The organism is Arthrobacter psychrochitiniphilus, assembly GCF_003185915.1.
GTDB lineage: Bacteria > Actinomycetota > Actinomycetes > Actinomycetales > Micrococcaceae > Specibacter > Specibacter psychrochitiniphilus.
The window spans coordinates 775,635-793,994 of the sequence record NZ_QHLZ01000001.1; the positions used below are offsets into that span (position 1 = coordinate 775,635).

Annotated in this window: 22 protein-coding genes and 1 pseudogene; 8 read left to right on the plus strand and 15 right to left on the minus strand. The window is 59.7% G+C overall.

All coding sequences use genetic code 11. The annotated features are described in order from the left end of the window. Nucleotides 1-10: 10 nt before the first annotated feature. A complete protein-coding gene (locus CVS29_RS03330; RefSeq protein ID WP_110104864.1) occupies nucleotides 11-1,084 on the minus strand; it encodes a lipid II:glycine glycyltransferase FemX in 1,074 nt (357 codons plus the stop codon). A 162-nt stretch (nucleotides 1,085-1,246) separates the two neighbouring features. Between CVS29_RS03330 and CVS29_RS19230 the strand changes: the two are divergent. Then, nucleotides 1,247-1,479, plus strand: a pseudogene (locus CVS29_RS19230) (ABC transporter permease); the annotation flags it as partial. Continuing rightward, complete coding sequence (locus CVS29_RS19055; RefSeq protein ID WP_110104866.1) at nucleotides 1,455-1,667, plus strand: ATP-binding cassette domain-containing protein; 213 nt, start codon at nucleotides 1,455-1,457, stop codon at nucleotides 1,665-1,667. The pseudogene CVS29_RS19230 and the gene CVS29_RS19055, both read left to right, overlap by 25 nt. A 213-nt stretch (nucleotides 1,668-1,880) precedes the next feature. Here the strand turns inward: CVS29_RS19055 and CVS29_RS03345 are convergent, their stop codons facing one another. The 6 genes from CVS29_RS03345 to CVS29_RS03370 all read right to left on the minus strand — a co-directional run bounded on the left by CVS29_RS03345 (nucleotide 1,881) and on the right by CVS29_RS03370 (nucleotide 8,539). Further along, a complete protein-coding gene (locus CVS29_RS03345; RefSeq protein WP_110104867.1) occupies nucleotides 1,881-3,545 on the minus strand; it encodes an MDR family MFS transporter in 1,665 nt (554 codons plus the stop codon). Next, nucleotides 3,542-4,174 (minus strand): TetR/AcrR family transcriptional regulator, encoded by a 633-nt coding sequence (locus CVS29_RS03350; protein ID WP_110104868.1) that lies wholly within the window; start codon nucleotides 4,172-4,174, stop codon nucleotides 3,542-3,544. The genes CVS29_RS03345 and CVS29_RS03350 overlap by 4 nt, the downstream gene beginning before the upstream one ends. Before the next feature lie 88 nt (nucleotides 4,175-4,262). Beyond that, entirely contained in the window at nucleotides 4,263-5,072 is an 810-nt protein-coding gene (locus CVS29_RS03355) for an enoyl-CoA hydratase/isomerase family protein (protein ID WP_211315081.1), read from the minus strand. Nucleotides 5,073-5,107: 35 nt separating this feature from the next. Beyond that, nucleotides 5,108-6,388, minus strand: coding sequence for a CaiB/BaiF CoA transferase family protein (locus tag CVS29_RS03360; RefSeq protein ID WP_245932027.1), 1,281 nt, complete (start codon nucleotides 6,386-6,388; stop codon nucleotides 5,108-5,110). 22 nt (nucleotides 6,389-6,410) lie between these two features. Continuing rightward, nucleotides 6,411-7,898 (minus strand): aldehyde dehydrogenase family protein, encoded by a 1,488-nt coding sequence (locus CVS29_RS03365; RefSeq protein WP_110104870.1) that lies wholly within the window; start codon nucleotides 7,896-7,898, stop codon nucleotides 6,411-6,413. A 14-nt stretch (nucleotides 7,899-7,912) separates the two neighbouring features. Continuing rightward, entirely contained in the window at nucleotides 7,913-8,539 is a 627-nt protein-coding gene (locus tag CVS29_RS03370) for an NAD-binding protein (RefSeq protein ID WP_245932028.1), read from the minus strand. A gap of 237 nt (nucleotides 8,540-8,776) precedes the next feature. Between CVS29_RS03370 and CVS29_RS03375 the strand changes: the two genes are divergently transcribed. After that, nucleotides 8,777-9,724, plus strand: a complete 948-nt coding sequence (locus CVS29_RS03375; protein ID WP_110104871.1) for a LysR family transcriptional regulator — start codon at nucleotides 8,777-8,779, stop codon at nucleotides 9,722-9,724. Nucleotides 9,725-9,750: 26 nt separating this feature from the next. Here CVS29_RS03375 and CVS29_RS03380 read toward each other — a convergent pair whose 3' ends face one another. From CVS29_RS03380 to CVS29_RS18610, 5 genes are all read right to left on the minus strand, one after another. Then, nucleotides 9,751-9,918: a response regulator transcription factor gene (locus CVS29_RS03380; RefSeq protein WP_110104872.1), complete on the minus strand. Its 168-nt coding sequence runs from the start codon at nucleotides 9,916-9,918 to the stop codon at nucleotides 9,751-9,753. Between the two features lie 6 nt (nucleotides 9,919-9,924). Further along, nucleotides 9,925-10,191, minus strand: a complete 267-nt coding sequence (locus CVS29_RS03385; protein ID WP_110104873.1) for a response regulator — start codon at nucleotides 10,189-10,191, stop codon at nucleotides 9,925-9,927. After that, nucleotides 10,188-10,313, minus strand: coding sequence for a hypothetical protein (locus CVS29_RS19060; protein WP_257032394.1), 126 nt, complete (start codon nucleotides 10,311-10,313; stop codon nucleotides 10,188-10,190). Before CVS29_RS19060 ends, CVS29_RS03385 begins: the two co-directional genes overlap by 4 nt. Next, nucleotides 10,295-10,492 (minus strand): hypothetical protein, encoded by a 198-nt coding sequence (locus CVS29_RS03390; protein ID WP_146212985.1) that lies wholly within the window; start codon nucleotides 10,490-10,492, stop codon nucleotides 10,295-10,297. Before CVS29_RS03390 ends, CVS29_RS19060 begins: the two co-directional genes overlap by 19 nt. Nucleotides 10,493-10,605: 113 nt before the next feature. Next, nucleotides 10,606-10,902 (minus strand): hypothetical protein, encoded by a 297-nt coding sequence (locus tag CVS29_RS18610; RefSeq protein ID WP_211315082.1) that lies wholly within the window; start codon nucleotides 10,900-10,902, stop codon nucleotides 10,606-10,608. Here CVS29_RS18610 and CVS29_RS03395 point away from each other — a divergent pair. Then, complete coding sequence (locus CVS29_RS03395; protein WP_211315083.1) at nucleotides 10,889-12,181, plus strand: CAP domain-containing protein; 1,293 nt, start codon at nucleotides 10,889-10,891, stop codon at nucleotides 12,179-12,181. The genes CVS29_RS18610 and CVS29_RS03395 overlap by 14 nt on opposite strands. 167 nt (nucleotides 12,182-12,348) lie before the next feature. Here the strand turns inward: CVS29_RS03395 and CVS29_RS18340 are convergent, their stop codons facing one another. Both CVS29_RS18340 and bcp read right to left on the minus strand, forming a co-directional pair. Then, nucleotides 12,349-12,507 carry a hypothetical protein gene (locus CVS29_RS18340; protein WP_170120881.1) on the minus strand — a complete coding sequence of 53 codons (159 nt, stop codon included), beginning with the start codon at nucleotides 12,505-12,507 and terminating at the stop codon, nucleotides 12,349-12,351. Nucleotides 12,508-12,905: 398 nt separating this feature from the next. Further along, the gene (bcp, locus tag CVS29_RS03400) at nucleotides 12,906-13,376 is read right to left on the minus strand and encodes a thioredoxin-dependent thiol peroxidase (protein ID WP_110104876.1); all 471 of its coding nucleotides are present in this window, start codon (nucleotides 13,374-13,376) and stop codon (nucleotides 12,906-12,908) included. A gap of 315 nt (nucleotides 13,377-13,691) precedes the next feature. Between bcp and uraD the strand changes: the two genes are divergently transcribed. From uraD to CVS29_RS03420, 4 genes are all read left to right on the plus strand, one after another. Next, entirely contained in the window at nucleotides 13,692-14,189 is a 498-nt protein-coding gene (uraD, locus tag CVS29_RS03405) for a 2-oxo-4-hydroxy-4-carboxy-5-ureidoimidazoline decarboxylase (RefSeq protein WP_110104877.1), read from the plus strand. Further along, a complete protein-coding gene (gene uraH, locus CVS29_RS03410) occupies nucleotides 14,186-14,527 on the plus strand; it encodes a hydroxyisourate hydrolase (protein WP_110104878.1) in 342 nt (113 codons plus the stop codon). The genes uraD and uraH overlap by 4 nt, the downstream gene beginning before the upstream one ends. A 4-nt stretch (nucleotides 14,528-14,531) precedes the next feature. Further along, the gene (gene pucL, locus CVS29_RS03415) at nucleotides 14,532-15,443 is read left to right on the plus strand and encodes a factor-independent urate hydroxylase (protein ID WP_110104879.1); all 912 of its coding nucleotides are present in this window, start codon (nucleotides 14,532-14,534) and stop codon (nucleotides 15,441-15,443) included. A 135-nt stretch (nucleotides 15,444-15,578) separates the two neighbouring features. Next, nucleotides 15,579-17,078 (plus strand): nucleobase:cation symporter-2 family protein, encoded by a 1,500-nt coding sequence (locus CVS29_RS03420; protein ID WP_110104880.1) that lies wholly within the window; start codon nucleotides 15,579-15,581, stop codon nucleotides 17,076-17,078. 111 nt (nucleotides 17,079-17,189) lie between these two features. Here CVS29_RS03420 and CVS29_RS03425 read toward each other — a convergent pair whose 3' ends face one another. Beyond that, on the minus strand, nucleotides 17,190-17,951 hold the full coding sequence (locus CVS29_RS03425) for an SDR family oxidoreductase (protein WP_110104881.1): 762 nt from the start codon (nucleotides 17,949-17,951) through the stop codon (nucleotides 17,190-17,192). Nucleotides 17,952-18,360 lie beyond the last annotated feature (409 nt).

Below are 18,360 nucleotides of genomic sequence, written 5' to 3' on the forward strand. Positions count from 1 at the left end.
GGGCAATGCCCTAGTAAAATTTTTGTCCCGTGCGCCGCACATAAATCTGGCGCGCAACCCGTTCCCCAACTGCCGTCCACACCTTGTATCTCCAGGGTGAGAGCGGCAGATCCCAGCAACCTATGAAGTCAGTGACGGTCTTTGTAAAACTGGTCTTGAACAGGCCCAGCCCGTGGTGCGGGTGGGTGGGGTCCTTGAGCCGGTCCGAAGGCGGCGTGCCGCAAAAATCGTATTCCACCGCCCCCAACTCCTGCATAGCCAAAATGGCTTCCCACTGAATCAAGTGGGAGTCCCCGTACTGGGAGCGCTTCTGCAACGAGCCCCCATCTTTGTAGGTGGCTTTGGAACCGTAATTGATGACAAAGGCACCAACGGAGGGAACACCGTTTTCATGGACAAAGAAGAACTGGCCCTGACCGCGGGCGCAGAACTCGCCCCAGAACTGCTGGAAGTAGGCAAACTCACGGGCCTTGCCCGCATTCTTCGCCTCAAACGTCCCTTCCATGAGCCCGTACAGGGTCCGCATGGTTTCTTCCGTGGGCTCCGCCCGCTGGACCTCCACACCTTCACGGATGGCCCGGCGAATCGCGTTGCGGCCGCGGGAGTGGAGCTTGCGCAGCAGTTCTTGGGGTTCGGGGGTGATGTCCAAAATTGCTGTGTGATCGTTGGGCTGCAAGTCATCAACCTTGATTAAACCTGCACCGGCGAAGATGGAGCGTACCTCATCTGAGGCCACAAGGTCAGGCTCAATTTTCGCGGCGAACACGTTGAGGCGGGCCCGCTTCACGAATGCCTGCAGCGCCTCCAACATGGCAGGAACGTGGGCCGCCTCAGCTGTGTCAGGGCCTTTCATGAGGTACCAAAGCTTGCCTAGCACCGGGAAGGATTTCTCCAGAATGAGATTGTAGCTGGTGTAGCCAGCCCCCTCGAATGCGATGAATTGGGTGCCCCAGCCGTAGTTTTTCTTCACGGTCGCAAAGGCTAGGGACTGCAGCAAGTTCCCGCCGTTGGGGTTGGCGGTGACATGCCCATCCCAGTGGGCAATCTCGGCGGCTGTGGCAAATCGGGCGGTAAATTCTGGCAAGTGAGACCTCAATTACGTTGGCGTGTATTCACTGCGTCCAGTCTACCGGGCCGGGTTCTCACAGCTCACACACAGCGGCTCCATGATCAAAGCCAAAGTCCCCGCCAGAACATTGCTACGTACGGCTGCCAGAAGGGTGCCCACCCTGGCAGGGAGCATGAGATGGGTGTGGTTTCTCGAGGTGCGGGTAACGCGTTTCGCAACAAGGTGCGTAGCGGCGCCGTCGTGGTGACTTTGGCGCCGTCGTGGTGACTTTGGCGGTGGTCAGTGGTTTGGCGCTGGCCATGCTGGTCGCCAACCAGGCGGTTGGCGCCAAAGTAGACTCGCTCAAAGCCTCGGTGGGCGCCAGCACCGCCGTGAATCCAGCAGAATCCCGTGGCGGGCGAGGTGGTGGAACCCAGAACGCAGTACCCGGGCCGCCGAACTGCTCAACCAGGTAGGGCTGACCGATCAAATGCGCGGACGCAAGGCCAACAAGCTCTCCGGTGGCATGCAACAGCGTGTAGCCATTGCCCGAGCGCTCGCCTGGCGCACGAGGAACAGTGCACTATTTTGGCACTCACCCATGATCATGCCTTGGTAGCCCAGACGGACCGCCGGTTCCGGCTTGCCCGTGGCAACCTCACCGAGGATGCCACACCAGAGCCGGCACCTCCAGTATCCGCAACACCAGAGTCAGCCCCGCCAGCGCCCACAACACCAGATTCACTTTAAACAGCTGCGGCGCAGCAACTCCAGGAAAAGTTCTCCTGTAGTTGCCGCGCCGTTAATTGCGCCGCAGCAGGGGCTGCGTCACTTACTGGCGCGAGTGGGAAGCCGCCGTCTCCAGCTCGTCCTGCGTTCCGGCGTCGTGCAAGGACTTTGAATCCTGTAAATCGTTTTCAATGACGTCCGCTTCAAACTCAGCCATTTCCGGGGCAAGAGCCACAGGGGCTTCGCGGTTGATCTTGGTGGCCAACGGCACTTCCTTCACGAAGCACAGAACAATGGCGGCAAGAACAGCCAGCGGAACCATCCACATAAACATGGGGATCAAAGCCTCGTTGTAGGACTCGATGATCAGGGACTTGAACGGCTCAGGCAAGCTGTTGACGATATGGGGGGTGAACGAGTTGCCATCCCCTGCGCCACCGCCTGTTGGCAGCTTGTCTGCAATGAGGGACTTCAAACGGCTGGCGAACATGGCACCAACAACAGCTGAACCCAAGGTGGCACCCACCTGGCGGAAGTAGTTCTGCCCGGCAGTGGCCGTCCCCACGAACTTCAGCGGGAAGGAGTTCTGAGCCACTAGTGTCAGAATCTGCATGCTGGCACCGAGCCCAATACCCATGATGCCCAAGTAAACGCAGATCAAGTAGATGGGGCTATCAGCGTGAATGGTAGCCAGCAATGCCAGCGCTACACCCAAGATGGCCGAACCAACAATGGGGGCAACCTTGTAGCGGCCAGTGTTGGAGACCCGGCGGCCAATGATGACCGAGGTGACCAGCATGCAGGCCATCATGGGGATCATGAGCAAGCCAGCCTGGGTAGCGGAGTAGCCTGTGGCCATCTGCATGTAGGTCGGCATGTAGCCAATGGCACCGAACATGGCAATACCGGTCAGCAAACCAGCCAACGTGGTCAGGTTGAAGTTACGGTTCTTGAAGAGCATCAGCGGCATGACAGGCTCCGTGGCGCGGCTTTCTACAAAGACGAACAAGACACCGGTAACTACTGCAATGATGGCTAGGCCAATGATCTCCGGGGAGTTCCAGCTGTACTGGGAACCGCCCCAGGTGCCTACCAGAACAAGTGCCGTGGTGGCTACGGCAATGAGCATCATGCCCAAGTAGTCAATCTTGGGACGGGTTGCGTGCACTACTTTGGGGATGTGCAGCAAGAAGACCGTGGCAACAATGGCCAGCAATGCCAGCGGCACGTTCATCCAGAAGGTCCAGCGCCAGCCGGGTCCTTCCGTCAAGCCGCCACCAATCAGTGGTCCGGCAACGGAGGAGAAGGCGAAGACGCCGCCCATGATTCCCATGTACTTTCCGCGTTCACGGGCAGGGACCACATCAGCAATAGTTGCCTGAGAAAGGATCATCAAACCGCCGCCACCGAGGCCCTGAATGACGCGTGCCACAATGAGTGTGCCCATATCCGGCGCTAACGCACCGATCACCGAGCCCACCAAGAAAATGGAGATCGCGAACAACAGCATGGGCTTGCGGCCCAAGAGGTCACCGAGTTTGCCGTAAACCGGCATCATGATGGTGGAAGCCAGGATGAAGGCCGTAATGGCCCACGCCATATGCTCGACGCCGTTGAGCTCGCCCACCATGGTGGGCAGGGCGCTCGAAAGTACTGTCTGGTTCAGCGATGCCAGCAGCATGGTGACCATCAAGCCGGAGAACAAGAGGATTATTTTGCGCTTTTCGCCGGCGTCCACCGACGTTTCAACTATTTTTTGCTTACTCATAGGGTTGCTTTAATTGCCTCTCGGAAAATTTCAATGGCCTCATCAATGGCCGTGCTTTGTTCGTTGGTGGCGGCGCTTGAATCCTTGGAGAAGGCAAACCGAATAACGGTTCCCGCCATCATCAACAAGGCCAGCGCCGAGTCTTTGCCGGGGAGATCCCCGGGTTCGGATAGTTCTTCTGACGGATCCGGGTAGCGCTCCATGAGGACGGCTTCAACCAGTTCCTCAGAGTCCCTCAAATGGTCAAAAATCCTTTTCCCCAGTTCCGGGTACTTCTGCTTTAGAAGCTTCCGGCGCTCCGCCTTGGATTCTTCGGGGAACATGGAGCGGATCACCGTCACCATCAGGCGCACTGTCCGGCCAAAAAGGTCCCCGGAGCTTTCGGCCCGGAAAGCCGCCAGGGTTTCCTCTGACAAGGTGGGCTGTTGCAGGCCCAGAATGGCGTCTTCCTTGGTGGGGAAATAGTTGAAGAAGGTGCGCTTGGAGATTCCAGCCGCATCAGCAATGGCTTCGACCGTGGTCTTAGACATCCCCTGCTGGCACGCCATCGCTGAGGCCGCGTCATGAATCAAGGCCCACGTGTCCAAACGGTTACGTTCACGAAGCGGCACAGTTGCGGTTTTTTGCATATCCCCAGTATATGCACTCACGCACAAGTTGCACAAGTGCAAAGTTTGCAGGAGCGCATGGTTTTACTCACATCCTATGCAGGCTCCCCTACCCTTCGCGGGGACGCAACCAGGTGAATACCGGCGTTTCCTTGGCAAGGAATGCCTTAACACCAATGGCAGCATCCTCACTGATGGCCATCTGCCCCTGCCAGTACGCGCTGAGCTTTGCCACAGCAGCATCTCCGTCCCCAGCACTGATCGCATTGATCAAGGACTTGTGACCTTGAGCCGAGAACTGCGAGCGCTCTGCCAGGTGCAGGGCGAAGGTGTGGACTTCCTCCCAGAAATCGTCGAAACCAAGGACCTTGGTGGCCAAGCCCAGGCGAAGCGCCTGGTTGGCGTCGACCAAGTCGCCACTGAACAACAAATATTTGGCCGCGGCTGGCCCCGTCAACTCCACGAGACGTTTAATGCCTGAGAGTGGGTAGACAATGCCGATCTTGGCCGGGGTGATGCCATATATGGCGCGGCTGGAGGCCAGACGAATGTCGCAGGCACCGGCAATCTGCCAGCCGCCACCCACACAGTAACCGTCTATCGCCGCAATCGTGGGTTTGCGGAAGTGCGCTAGGGCATTCTCCGCGACGGTGATGTCCCCGCCACTACTCTGCCCCGTGGCGGGGTCATGCAGGATCTGTTGAACGGAGGCGATGTCTGCTCCTGCCGAGAAGTGTGCGCCCTCCCCGCGCACTACCACCACCTTGACGGAGTCATCGGCGTCCAACTGTGCCAGCAAATCCTGGAATTGCTGCCACATGCCCTGGGTGATGGCGTTGCGCATTCGAGGGTTGTCCATGACGAGCATGGCCACGGGACCCACCGTCTCAATGCGTAACCTGCCCACTTGCTCTTTCACCGTGACCCCTTTCTCCCCTGCCTTCGTTGCGATGTTCATGTGGATGGCGCGGAATCAGATGGCTGAGAGCTAAGGCGCGGCGTAGCCACTTGCACAATGCCGGTCGCCACCAGAGCCGTAATTTTCTCCTGCGTCAGTTCCAACCCTGCCAGCACCTCTAGGGTGTCCTCCCCTAACGACGGCGGGGCCTTGCGGATGCGCGGGGCCCGCCGGTTCACAGAAATGGGCCCTCGGACCAGCGGCAGTTCACTGCCATCGGCACGTTGCACGGTTTGCACCACACCCAGGGACTGCACCTGTTCATCGGCAAAGGCTTGTTCATAGTTGTAGATGGGCCCGGCCGGGATGGACGCAGCCCGCAGCAAGGGTAACCATTCGGCGGCGGGACGGTGCGCCAGCAATGCCTCCAACTCTTCCTTGAGTGCGGCCTGGTTGCTATGACGCAGCGAACCTGTGGCGTATGTGGACCGCTGCGCCATATCCGGCTCCCCCAAAAGGGTGCACAGTTGGTGCCACTGCTTTTCACTGCCCACGGCGATAATGAGGGGTATATCCCGTGTGGCAAACACGCCGTAGGGGGTCAGTGCGGGGTGGGTGTTTCCCTGCGGCACAGGCAGCTTACCTGTGCTGAGGTACTGCTGGCCCTGGAACGCGCTCAGTGCCAGCCCGGTTTCCAGCAATGAGGTGGAGACCTCCATGCCCTCCCCCGTCCGCGCCCTACCCAGCAGTGCGGCTGCAATGGCCAGTGCCGTATTGATCCCGGACACCAGGTCCACGATCGGAACGCCAACACGGTAGGTGTGATCGGTATCCGGACCGGTCACCGACATCAGTCCGCTCATGCCCTGCGCCACCTGGTCCAGTCCAGGTGCCTGCGACAACGGCCCCGTGGCTCCGAATCCGCTCACCGTGGCCACCACCAGCTCCGGCTTGGCGGTGCGAAGCTTTTCCGGGGCAAGCCCCATGGCTGCCAAAACTCCGGGGCGGAAATTCTCCACGACCACGTCAGAGCTCAGCGCCAGATCCCACAACAACTCCTTGCCTGCGTCCGTGTAGTAATCAACGGCAATGGAGTGCTTGCCCCTGTTGACGGAGTCAAAGTACAGGCTGTGCTCATTCTCAAAAGGTGGCCAGGCACGGCTGGAATCACCACCCTTGATGCTTTCAACCTTAATGATCTGGGCGCCGAGATCGGACAACAGCGCCGTGGCGTATGGCCCGGCGAGGGCCCGGCTGAGGTCAAGAATGCGGATACCCGCCAGCGGCAGCTGCGGCACGTCACCCAAGAGGCCCGGGTCCCCCATCGGCATCTGCATCGGCTTATCCACCGGGCCCGGCTTATCCACGGGGCACCGCACGTAAACGCACATTGATCTGTTTGGTCTGGGTGAATCCGGCCAGCATGCCTTCTAGAGATACTTCTCGGCCCATGCCGCTTTGCTTGTATCCTCCATAGGATTGGCCTGCCACTTGCCCACCACCTTGGTTAACTTGCACCCAGCCGGCCTCGATCCGGTTGGCCGTATTCAACGCATTGTCCAGGTTGTGGCTCCATACATAGGCGGCGAGACCGTAGCTGGTGTCATTGGCCATCCTGATGACCTCCTCGGTATCCCTCCACGGGATGGCGACCAGCACGGGGCCAAAGATCTCTTCCTGTGCCAGCCGGAACCCGTTCCGTGCTCCGCTAAAGACTGTGGGCAGGTGGTAGTAGCCCTCCACCAGTGGCCCCTCGGTGGGGGCGCTGCCTCCCAGGACGGCTTTCATGCCGGGCGTGGCGCGGCCTTCATCCAGATAGGCGGAGATGGAGGCATGTTGTTTGGCATTGATGATGGCGCCCATATCGCTCTCCTCGTCAAGTGGGTCACCCACCTTGAGCGCACCGAGCTTGTCACTGAGACGGGCCAGGACTTCCTCGTAAATGTCCTCATGGAGGAATAGACGGGAGCCGGCGGTACAGCTTTGGCCCTGCCTAGTAAACCGAGAGGCGGTCAGTAATCCATCGATGAGTTCCTCGTCCACAGCGTCAGGGAACACGATGGAGGGGCTTTTACCGCCGAGTTCCAAGGACATGTGGGCCAGACGTGCTGCTGCCGTGGAGGCCACCCCGCGCCCTACTTCGGTGGAGCCGGTGAAGGAGACCTTGTCCACGCCCGGGTGCTTGGCCAGTGCCTCGCCGATGACCGCACCACGGCCCGTCATGGCATTGACGACGCCGGGCGGCAGGTGTTTGTTGCACACCTCGGCCAGCAGCAAAATGGTGAGCGGAGCGTCATCGGCGGCCTTCATGATGACGGTGTTGCCTGCTGCGAGTGCGGCGGGGATCTTGAAGGCGGCGATCATGAGCGGCGAGTTCCACGGCAGGATGGCCGCGACCACGCCAAGAGGTTCAAGACGGGTGTACTGGAGCTGATCCTCACCTGCGGGCAAAGTGGTTCCCTTAACCTCCCCGGCAATGCCGGCAAAATAGCGGAACAGCGTGATCAGGCCAGTGACCTCGGGGCGGGCCTGTGTGCGCAAAGCGTTGCCGGTATCCAGCGCCGTGAGTCTGGCAAATTCCTCGGAACGGACTTCGAGCTCGTCCGCAATGTCCAGCAGGGCCTTGGCTCGAGCGGTGAAATGCTGGGCGCGCCAGGCCGGGAAGGCTGCGCGGGCGGCGGCCACAGCCCGGTCCACATCTGCCTCATTACCGGCCGGAACCCGCGCAATGGCAGCTTCTCGGCGGGCAGGGTTCATCACTGTGCGCCACGCCGAACTGGAGGAGGCCACTTCTTCTCCCCCAATCCACATGGGCCAATCACGGACAGCTGCTTGAATTTCAGTCATGGCATTTTCCTTATCTATTCACGGAAGGCAAGCTCCGGCAGGGAGCCATCCACCAAGAAGACGATCTGAGTGCAATCCTTGGTTCCCTGGCCTTGGCGGGTGAGGCGTTGGCGGGTGAGGCGTTGGCGGGTGAGGCGTTGGCGGGTGAGGCGTTGGCGGGTGAGGCGTTGGAGCATCGCTTGGACGGGCTCACCTCTTCCCAAGGGAGTGTTGGCGCTTGGGCCGGCTGCAAGGGCCAACCCCCCGTCCTTGTTGGCCAACTCTGCGGTCAAGCTCGGTGCGAAGTTGCTGTTGGCCGCGGAAGTGGGGACAACTCCGGAGATGGGATACCAGGTGCGCAGAGCCCAGCTGTCGCCGGCGGATACCGAGCCAATATCCCAGAACACTTGTTTGCCCAGGCCAAGGCTTTCTGAAGGGAAGGGTTCTGCGAGTACGCGGTCTATAGGGAGGCGCTCTCCAGGAACGGCTCCTGGCCTGTGGCGGCCCCTCCCCTGGAGATAATATTTCCGGCCAGGGGCTTTGCCCGCGCGGAAGCTGCGGATGGTGTGCCCGACGCGCCCGGCCTTGACCGTGGTGGCAGCATTGGTGGCAGCCATGGGCCCGCCCATGTTGCCCAAACCAATCCAAGCCACAACTGCCATTTGAATGCTCCCTTGCGCCCAATTCCCATTATGTCCCAAGGCCCCGACATTGACCGGCTATGACCATCATCACACCCTGATAGGGTGCAAACAAGGCTGAAATCAGCAGAGTGCATGTGCATTTTTGCACAATGAAGCCTTGGTTGACTTGGCGGCACCTCCGCGGGGCACTCTGCACGCCTCACTATGAGCTCTCTCTATGAGGGCCTCTGCGGGTCTCTGGAAGGAAGTGGTGGCATGGCGGATTTCCCACGGTTTCCCAGCCCGGATGATCTGCTGATTCTGCTCACAGTGGCTCGGCTGGGGCGGTTTACCGCAGTAGCCGACGCTCTCAAGACCACCCACACCACTGTCTCGCGCCGCATTCTGGCCTTGGAGCAACAATTGGGTGGGCGCACTTTGGAGCGGACCCCGCACGGGTGGGAACTGACAGAGCTGGGCCGGGCAGCAGTGACCGCCGCCGAAGGGATAGAGAAGAGCCTGGGCCAGTTGACCTCCGGCCTTGGCAACGGGGTGGATGCTGTGTCCGGGGTTGTGCGGATCAGCACCTCCGACGGCTTTGGCGCACTCATTGCAACGCCCGCCCTTGCAAGGCTGCAACTGAAGCATCCATCGCTGCGGGTGGAACTACTCAGCGCAACCCGCAGGCTGAGCAAAAACCGGTCAGGGATGGATCTGGAAGTGGTGGCCGGAAGTGTGGAGGCGGGCCGGGCCGAAACCCTCCACCTGAGCGACTATTCACTGCGGCTCTATGCTGGAACAGGCTACGCCCAGACACACGGATTGCCGGCCTCCGTGGCCGAGCTGGGCAACCACCGCTCTATTTCCTACGTGGAAACAACGTTGCAGGTCTCAGAGCTGGCCCTGCAGCGCCCTGCCCGCCCTCTGGATACGGCTCACTCTGCGCTCACAGCAAGCTCCGTGAACACGGCCCAGTTTCAAGCCACGAGCGTCTTCGCGCAGATTGAGGCAGTACGGGCCAACGCCGGCATTGGGATGTTGCCGGCGTTTATGGCAGAAGGGCAGGACGGATTGGTCCGGGTCCTGCCCAAGGAGGTTGAGCAGAGAGTGCAGTTCTGGGTTGCGGCCCGGGCAGAATCGCTCCGGTCACCAGCGGTGCAAGCCGTGCTGGGCGCGTTCCGTGACCAAATCCAGCGCATGGCGAACCGCCTCCTACCCGACTGACCCCTGAGCCGCAGAACCGGCAAGCGTCAGCCGCCCAACCCCGCATCACTGGCCCGCACCATGGCCTGGCCGCGGCCATCCACCCGCAGTTTCGCCAACAGGGATGAGACCACGTTGCGCACTGTTTTGGGGCGCAATCCCAACGCTGCCGCAATCTGCGCATTGGTTTGACCGCGCGCCACATGTTCTAGCACTTCCCGCTACCGGGGCGTCAACCCGGGACACGGTTGGGCGGCAAGGGCCTGGGCGTGCCCACCGCCGGAGGAAGCGGCAAAGAATGCCTGCATGCGCCGGGCAGTCGCAGCCGAATACAGGGCCTCTCCCGCAGCCACAGCCCGCACCGCGCGTTCAATCCCGTCAATGTCGGCGCCTTTGAGCAGGTACCCCAGCGCCCCGGCGAGCTTGGAGGCGAACACGGAATCGTCGTCGTCGAACATGGTCAGGATGCAGATCCGCACCCCCGTCACATCCCGGGCCAGGCGGCGATCCTGCTCACAACGGGTGCCCGAGCGCTGGCACGCTGGAGCAGTCCCAGCAGGCCAGCCAGCATAAGTGTGATGCCCACGATGTTCATGGCGAGGCCTGCCATGCCCTGCGGCACCCTTCCGGCGCGCCCACGTCCCGGGCTCCTGCGTAGCCGGTGGCGGTGGCTCGGCGGCCGAAGAAGCGGTACATGGCGTCCTGCGTGCGCAGGCCAATGAGGTTCGGATCCTGGTAGTCGGCCATAGCGTCCGATGCGGCGGCCACCATCGCAGAGATCTGGCTCACCCAATGGTTTTGAAGTGATCCCAGCCGTTGTGGGTAGCAAAGCCAGCAGATCCAGCAGACATCGGCGGCTCGGATAGGATGAAAAAGCATCCTTGTCTCGAAGATGCCACGACCTATCGCGTTCTCTGGGGATTCACCATGCGAAAAATTGCTTCTCTGCTGTGCGCCGTTGCGGCGTCGGCTGTCCTTGCGACCTCGGGGTTCTCACCTGCTCTGGCGCAATCCCCGGCACCCCCTTCCACCCCATCACCAACCTCTTCCGCCGCACCCTTTTCAACCCCACGTACGACGGCGGATCCCTCACCGACCGCGTCACCCGCCGCCACCACGAGCACGGGTGCTGAGCCGGCTCCTGCTGAGGAAACCGGGGCGGCTGTTGCGTCCTCGTCTCCCATCATGACGGCAGACATCGCCGCAACTACACCGGCCAAGAGTCCTGTAGCTCGAGCACTATCCGGCATCTACGTCCCCGATACCAAAGACGTTTTTGCCTCGAAGGTGTTGGCCAGGGCCAACAGTTACCGAGCCCAAAACGGAGCGGCCCCGCTGGTCCTAAACACGGCCATTAGCGCCGGCTCACAAGAGTGGGTCCTGAAGTTAAACGGACAAATCAACGCTGACACGCTGGACATGGCCAAACTGCATCGCCCGGATTACGGTGCTTCTATTCTCCCTGCCGGTTTTGACACTTACTCGGAAATTATCGGCATCAACAACACGGCCGAACAGATTGTTGACTGGTGGATGAACTCCCCCGGCCACCGCGCAGCGCTGATGGATAAACGATTCACTGACTTTGGGCTGGGCTACGTCAAGACCAGCAAGGCTGGCTGGAGCGGCATGAGCGTGGTTGCGGGCAATTTGGCCCGGTACCCGGCAACATTGCCAACCCCTGCTCCGAGTACCCCGGCGCCAAGCACCCCTACACCAAGCACCCCTGCACCAAATTCGGGCCCTGTCTTTGCAGCAGGCGACATCGCCGCCGTAAACTCCGCCGGCAGCCTGTACGTCTACCCTTCCGCCAAAGGAGGCGACTTGTGGCAGAGCAAGTTCATCTCACCGGGTTGGGCCGGAGTTCAGCAGTTGACAGTGGTGGACTACAACAACGACGGCATCCAAGACCTGGTCGCGGTATGGTCCGATGGCCGGCTCACAGTTAGCTTCGGCCAGACCAACGGCACTTTGAAGGCTGCGCAAAAGATCGGTACAGGATGGGGACCGCTTGACGTAGTCATTACGAAGTGGAAGTCCGGCTCGGTATACCCGTCTATCGTCGCGAAAAACCGTACCACCGGACAGCTATTTCTCTACCCAAACCTTGACGGCGTCCGGTTCGGTGCGCGCCAGCAGATTGGCCAAGGTTGGGGATCGCTGACCATCATGGCCGCCGACTTTGACGGTGATAAGAGGCAAGACCTGCTGGCTCGCAGCACGGCTGGAAAGTTGCTGCTCTACCGCGGCAATGGCGCCGGTGGATTCATCAGTGAAACCCGCCGCCAGGTGGGGACCGGGTGGGGCTCCATGACTCATCTATCTGGCATCGCCAATCACGTAGGCGCGGGCAGTTACGGCGTTCTTGCCCGCTCCTCGAGCGGCAATCTCTTGTATTACCCGATCCTGCGCAACTCTTGGGGTTCTAAGGAGCAGATCGGCACGGGTGGCTGGTCGGCGCTGAAGCTGGGTAGCTAGAGCTTTCCTGAGCCACCGAAAGTGAATCCCGAGGGCAAGTAGGAACGAGACGGGAATCGGCAGGGGCCAGCTACCCGATGCCAGCTTCCCTCTGGCCTGCCTCGCGGGCTCGCACGATCGTTTGACTGTGGCTTGCCACCCGTAATTTCGCCACCACCACCACGAGCTCAAAAGCTTGGTGTTCCCGCGGCGTCAGGTCCGCAGAAAGGGCTCACTTTACTGCCGGAAACGCCAGATCCTGCGGCGGCAAAGAATCCCTGCATCCGCCGGAGGATCGCCGCGTCAAAGACCTGCACCGGGATACCCTCGATCTCGGATTCGTGCACAATCTGCAATTTCTAGGTCATCATGACCCCTTGATGCGGCCGGGCGTTCGGGCACTTTCGTTAATTTCCTGTGGGGTTGCTTTCACGCTGCGCTACTTTCCACCAAGTGCGCCGTGTCGGCTGCAAGCTTAGCCACAAAGACCGCCCCTGCGAAAAAAGGCACCGTAGTTCGGCCAGCAGCCGGGCCCGGATCGGATCCAGCCAGGACCGGAGCTACTGCGGGACAGTGGCCGGCACTCGGACGTAAAGTGAGGAGGTTTTATCGGCGAACGGTTGCGCAACTGGCGCGCAAACACACTCCAACGAGTTAAATCTCGGAGGATGTAAGCTCAAACGCTCCAGCACCTGGGGTGCTGGAGCGTTTGAGTGCGGTGCGTTGGGAGTGCGGGAGACCCGTCTTATGACCCTAGAAGTTCTTCGCGCAGGCGTGCCACGTGGCCATCAGCGTTGACGTTGTACTCGGCGCTCTTGACGGTGCCATCGGCATTGACCACCACGGTTGAACGCAAGGTCCCCACCATGGCGTTACCGTTGACAACCTTGTCGCCCCAGGCGCCCCAAGCCTCGGCAACCTCGTGTGCTTCGTCGGAGAGCAGCGGGAAATTCAGGTTAAATTCTTCCGTGAATGCGACAAGAGCTTCCTGCGGATCGGTGGAGATGCCGACAACTTCCACACCTGCGCTATGCAATGCCGCGAGGCTGTCACGGAAATCGCAGGCCTCAGTGGTGCACCCGGGGGTGGCAGCCTTGGGGTAGAAGTACACGATGACTTGGCGGCCTGCGTAATCCGAGAGGCTGACAGCGTTGCCCTGTGCATCGGGCAGGGTGAAGGCCGGTGCGATCGTTCCGGGCGTAAGGGGGGTAGTCATGTCGCTCCTAAGTTTTCATAAAGTGAAATTCAAATCTTGCTCTATGAAATAACTTAGTGGAGGCCCCGCGGCCCGTCAATGCCATGCCGGTCATTGTGCCAGCACAAGCGCGTAAATCCGCAAGAGTGCCCCCCAGTGCAACCCAAGATGAACAAGAGGCACCCTAAGGGTTGAAATTTGTGTTTGACATCTCACCTGTGATGCGGTTCACTATTCATATGCTGAAATAACAGTTCCACGATACGAAAATAACTTGGTTGTTCTCGTATAGCCGACACCGTGGATGCCAGCACTGACTCGCGAGGAATGCAAGCGATGATGCTTGAAGACTTTAACAGCGCAGAACCTGCAGAACTGATCTCAGTTTTGAAGCCCTGCATTGATATTGAACGCTGGGTAAACGAGATCATCGATGCCCGCCCGTTCTCTAGCAATGCCGAACTACTCTACTGTGCCCGGACTGCTGCAGAGCCATTCACCGATGAGGAAGTGGCCTCTGCTATGGCCCACCACCCCAGAATCGGCGAACGGGCAACCGGAGCTGGCGCAGAAGCCACATTGTCGCGTCAAGAGCAGTCCGGCGTAGATCCCGCCGATCAAGAGATCGCTACGGCACTCGCCGAAGGCAACCGAGCCTACGAAGCCAAATTTGACCAAGTCTTCCTGATCCGGGCTGCAGGACGCAGCCCACAGGAAATCATAAAAACCCTTCACCAGCGGATGGAAAACACCGCAGCTGAAGAAGCCCTCATAGTTGCCCAACAGCTGCGAGAAATCGCTGTGCTGCGGCTCGAAGGAGTGATGAGCGCGTGAGCGTCTCCCATATAACCACCCACATTCTGGATACCGCACTGGGGAAACCTGCTGCAGGTGTCGCCGTCGAGCTTTATGCCCGCGACGGCGAGGCATGGTTCCAGATTGCGTCGGGCACCACTGATGCTGACGGGCGGGTGAAAGATCTTGGCCCTGAGAAACTGCAAAGCGGAACGTACCAGTTGCGTTTTGACACTCAGGCCTACTTCGCCGGCATCAAGACGGACACCTTCTTCCCGGAGGTATCGCTGACCTTTGCGGTTCAGGCTAGCCAGGAGCACTATCACGTGCCCCTGCTCCTGAGTCCATTCGCCTATTCAACATATCGAGGAAGTTAATACCATGAGCGATAACAACATAATCCTGGGCGCCAACCAGTACGGCAAGGCCGAAGTTCGCCTCGTCAAGATCACTCGCGACACTGACCGCCACGAGATTGAAGACCTCAATGTCACCTCGCAGCTGCGCGGCGACTTCCAGGCCGCCCACCTCGATGGCGACAACGGCCACGTGGTTCCCACTGACACTCAGAAGAACACCGTTTACGGCTTTGCCCGCGACGGAGTGGGCTCCCCCGAAGCATTCCTGCTTCGCCTCGGCGCACACTTCACCAGCGAGTTCGATTGGGTAACTGGCGGCCGCTGGGCAGCCGAGCAGTACGCATGGAACCGTATCCAGGCCAACGGCAAGGAACACGATCACTCCTTCGTCAAGAGCAACCAGGAAGTCCGCACCGCTGTTGTGGTCAAGGATGGCGAGAGCACCCACGTTCTCGCCGGCCTGAAGGACCTCACCGTCCTGAAGTCCACCCAGTCAGGTTTCTCCGGTTTCCCGGTTGACAAGTTCACCACCTTGGCCGAGACCAGCGATCGCATCCTCGCCACCGACGTGGCAGCACGCTGGCGCTTCAATGCCGATGCGATCTCTGCAGAGTTCGATTTCAACGCTTCTTACGAAAGCGTCAAGTCTCTCCTGCTAGAAGGCTTCACCGAAGGTTTCTCCCACGCACTCCAGACCACGCTGTTCGAAATGGGCACCAAGGTTCTACAAGCGCACCCCGAGATCGACGAAATGAAGTTCTCCATGCCGAACAAGCACCACTTCTTGGTGGATCTGTCTCCGTTCGGCCAGGACAACCCCAACGAAGTGTTCTTCGCAGCAGATCGTCCGTACGGTCTGATCGAAGCCACCGTCACCCGCGACAACGCCAGCGATGCAGGCAACGTCTGGGAAGGCGTAGCAGGTTTCTGCTAGAAATTAGCGGCTGAACGTCAGCCCACGGCCATAATGGCCAGGGGTGGGCGGGGCTCCAATCCCCCGCCCACCCCGCACGTCATCTCCAAAAGTGGGCTGACGTTTGATGAAGGTAAGCAGACAAGGAGGTCCGCTATGACCAAGAATTCACGATCCACCGCCGTAGCCCCCACCCGGCCAGAGGACGAGAAACTAGGAATCGGGGCAAGTTTTGCCTACGGATTCCAGCACGTACTGACCATGTACGGTGGCATCATTGCCGTACCACTGATTGTTGGACAGGCCGCTGGTCTGGACCCGGCAGACATTGGCTTGCTCATTGCAGCCTGCTTGTTCATGGGTGGACTTGCCACTCTCTTACAGACCTTGGGTCTGCCGTTCTTCGGCTCCCAGCTCCCCTTGGTGCAGGGTGTTTCGTTTGCCGGGGTGGCCACCATGGTGGCTATTGTCAACGGTGGTGGAGGCATCCAGAGTGTTTTTGGTGCCGTCATAGTCTCCTCGGCACTTGGTCTGCTGATCTCTCCGATTTTCTCCAAGATCATCAAGTTCTTCCCTCCGGTGGTGACCGGTACCGTCATCACGGTGATCGGATTGTCGCTCATGCCGGTGGCAGCTAACTGGGCCATGGGCGGAAACAGGAAGGCGGAAGATTACGGCAGTGTCGCCAATATTGGTCTCGCCGCCCTGACTCTGGTCATTGTGCTGCTGTTGAGCAAGGTAGGCAATAGCACCATCTCCCGTCTTTCCATCCTGTTGGCCATCGTCATCGGCACCCTGATCGCCGTCGCTGTGGGAATGGCTAACTTCTCCAAGGTAAGCACCGGCCCCATCGTTGCCTTCCCAACACCGTTCCACCTGGGCATGCCCACCTTCCATATCGCCGCCATTGTCTCCATGTTCATTGTGGTTCTGGTCATCATGGTGGAAACCTCTGCTGACATCCTGGCTGTTGCCGACATCGTGGACACCAAGGTTGACTCACGCCGCCTCGGCGACGGCCTGCGCGCCGACATGGCTGCCAGCGTCATTGCACCGGTCTTCGGTTCGTTCACACAGAGCGCCTTCGCTCAGAACGTGGGCCTGGTTGCCGTTACCGGCATCAAGAGCCGCTTTGTAGTGGCAGCCGGTGGCGTCATCCTGGTGATCTTGGGTGTTCTGCCCGTCATGGGCCGCGTTGTGGCCGCAGTGCCGCTGCCCGTCCTGGGCGGTGCCGGTATTGTTCTGTTCGGTACGGTTGCAGCCAGCGGTATCCGCACGTTGTCCACTGTGAGCTACAAAAACAACATGAACATGATCATCGTTGCCACAGCTATCGGTGCTGGCATCATCCCGATCGCCGCACCCACGTTCTACGACAAGTTCCCGGAATGGTTCGCCACGATCTTCCACTCAGGCATCAGCTCCGCCGCTGTAGTAGCCATCTTGCTGAACCTGTTGTTCAACCACTTGAAGTTCGGCAACTCCGAGAACGCCTCCGTATTCGTAGCCGGCACGGACCGCTTGGTCGCTTCCGAAGTTATGGCATCACTGCAAGACGGTGACCGCTACGAGAACGGCAAATTGATCGATGCCGATGGCAACGAGATAACCATCACGGGAGAAGTACCTCTCACTCCCAAAGCAAACGAACACTAGTAGCGCCGTAATCCCACGGTGACTGAGCACGGCGGTGGCCTCCTTCGCCAGGAGGCCACCGACGTAGTTGTCTATCTAGATAGCTGATCATCTAAGAGTTCGGCAGGAGCGCTAGCCGCGTCCCACAAACGGCATTCCTGCCGCCGTAATCACCAACTGGCCAATGGTGGCGCTGGCTGGCAACCCGGCCATGAACAGCACCGTCCTGGCCGCTTCCTCCACGGGGAACATAGGCTCCACCAGCAGGGATCCATTAGCTTGCAGGGCACCCGTGGCAACATCTAATTCGTTCATGATGTCCGTGGCGGTGTTGCCAATATCGATCTGCCCGCAGCTGATTCCATAGGCCCGTCCGTCAAGCTCAATCGATTTGGTGAGTCCACTGATGGCATGCTTGCTCACCGTGTAAGCCACCGATTTGGGGCGAGGCGAGTGAGCGGAAATGGACCCATTGTTGATGATCCGCCCACCGTGAGGAGTCTGAGATTTCATGGTGCGGACGGCCTGCGCCGCACACAACATGGATCCCGTAAGGTTCACAGCCAGGGTGTCATTCCAGCCGGTCAGGGAGATTTCATCCACTGCCCCGGAGGGGCCAAACATGCCTGCATTGTTGAATAGAACATCCACCCGGCCAAAGTGTTCCACTGCGCGCTCAAATAATGTCCTAACAGCATCCACGTCGGTGACGTCTGTGGGTACCAGCAGTGCGTTTGGGGCGCTGGGTACACTTTCTGCCAGTTCCGCTGATCGCCGGCCAGCCAGCACTACTTTGTAGCCTTCAGCGATGGCACGGCGAGCCACTGCCCGCCCAATCCCGGATCCGGCTCCCGTAATGACCATGACCTTAGCGGCCGGTTTTTGCGTGTTCATCTGTGCTCCTTGCATGTGGGGATGTTGTGGCTGACTGTAGCCCGGGCGGTGGTGCTTGTGAAGTGACACATCCACTGTTTTTCGGCGAAAACACTCTCGAGGCCCCTGTCACATCACCACGCGTCTTGCGTCACACAATCAGGCGCAGTATTCTCAAGATACAATATTTTGTTTTCACATAATGATAATAATCATCTGGGTGCTCAACCAAGCCCAACCCAGCCAACCCCGTTCGATGACGAACGGGTGGCGGGTAAAACTACACACGCCTCACCAAAGTTAAGTTGTGTGAAGGCCCCGCGGAAAGAGATACCAATGCTTCAGCGTGACGAGAACTCCCATATCCTTAGCGGGTTGACTAACCAGCTACCTGATCGTGATCCGGAGGAGACTGCCGAGTGGCTTGAGT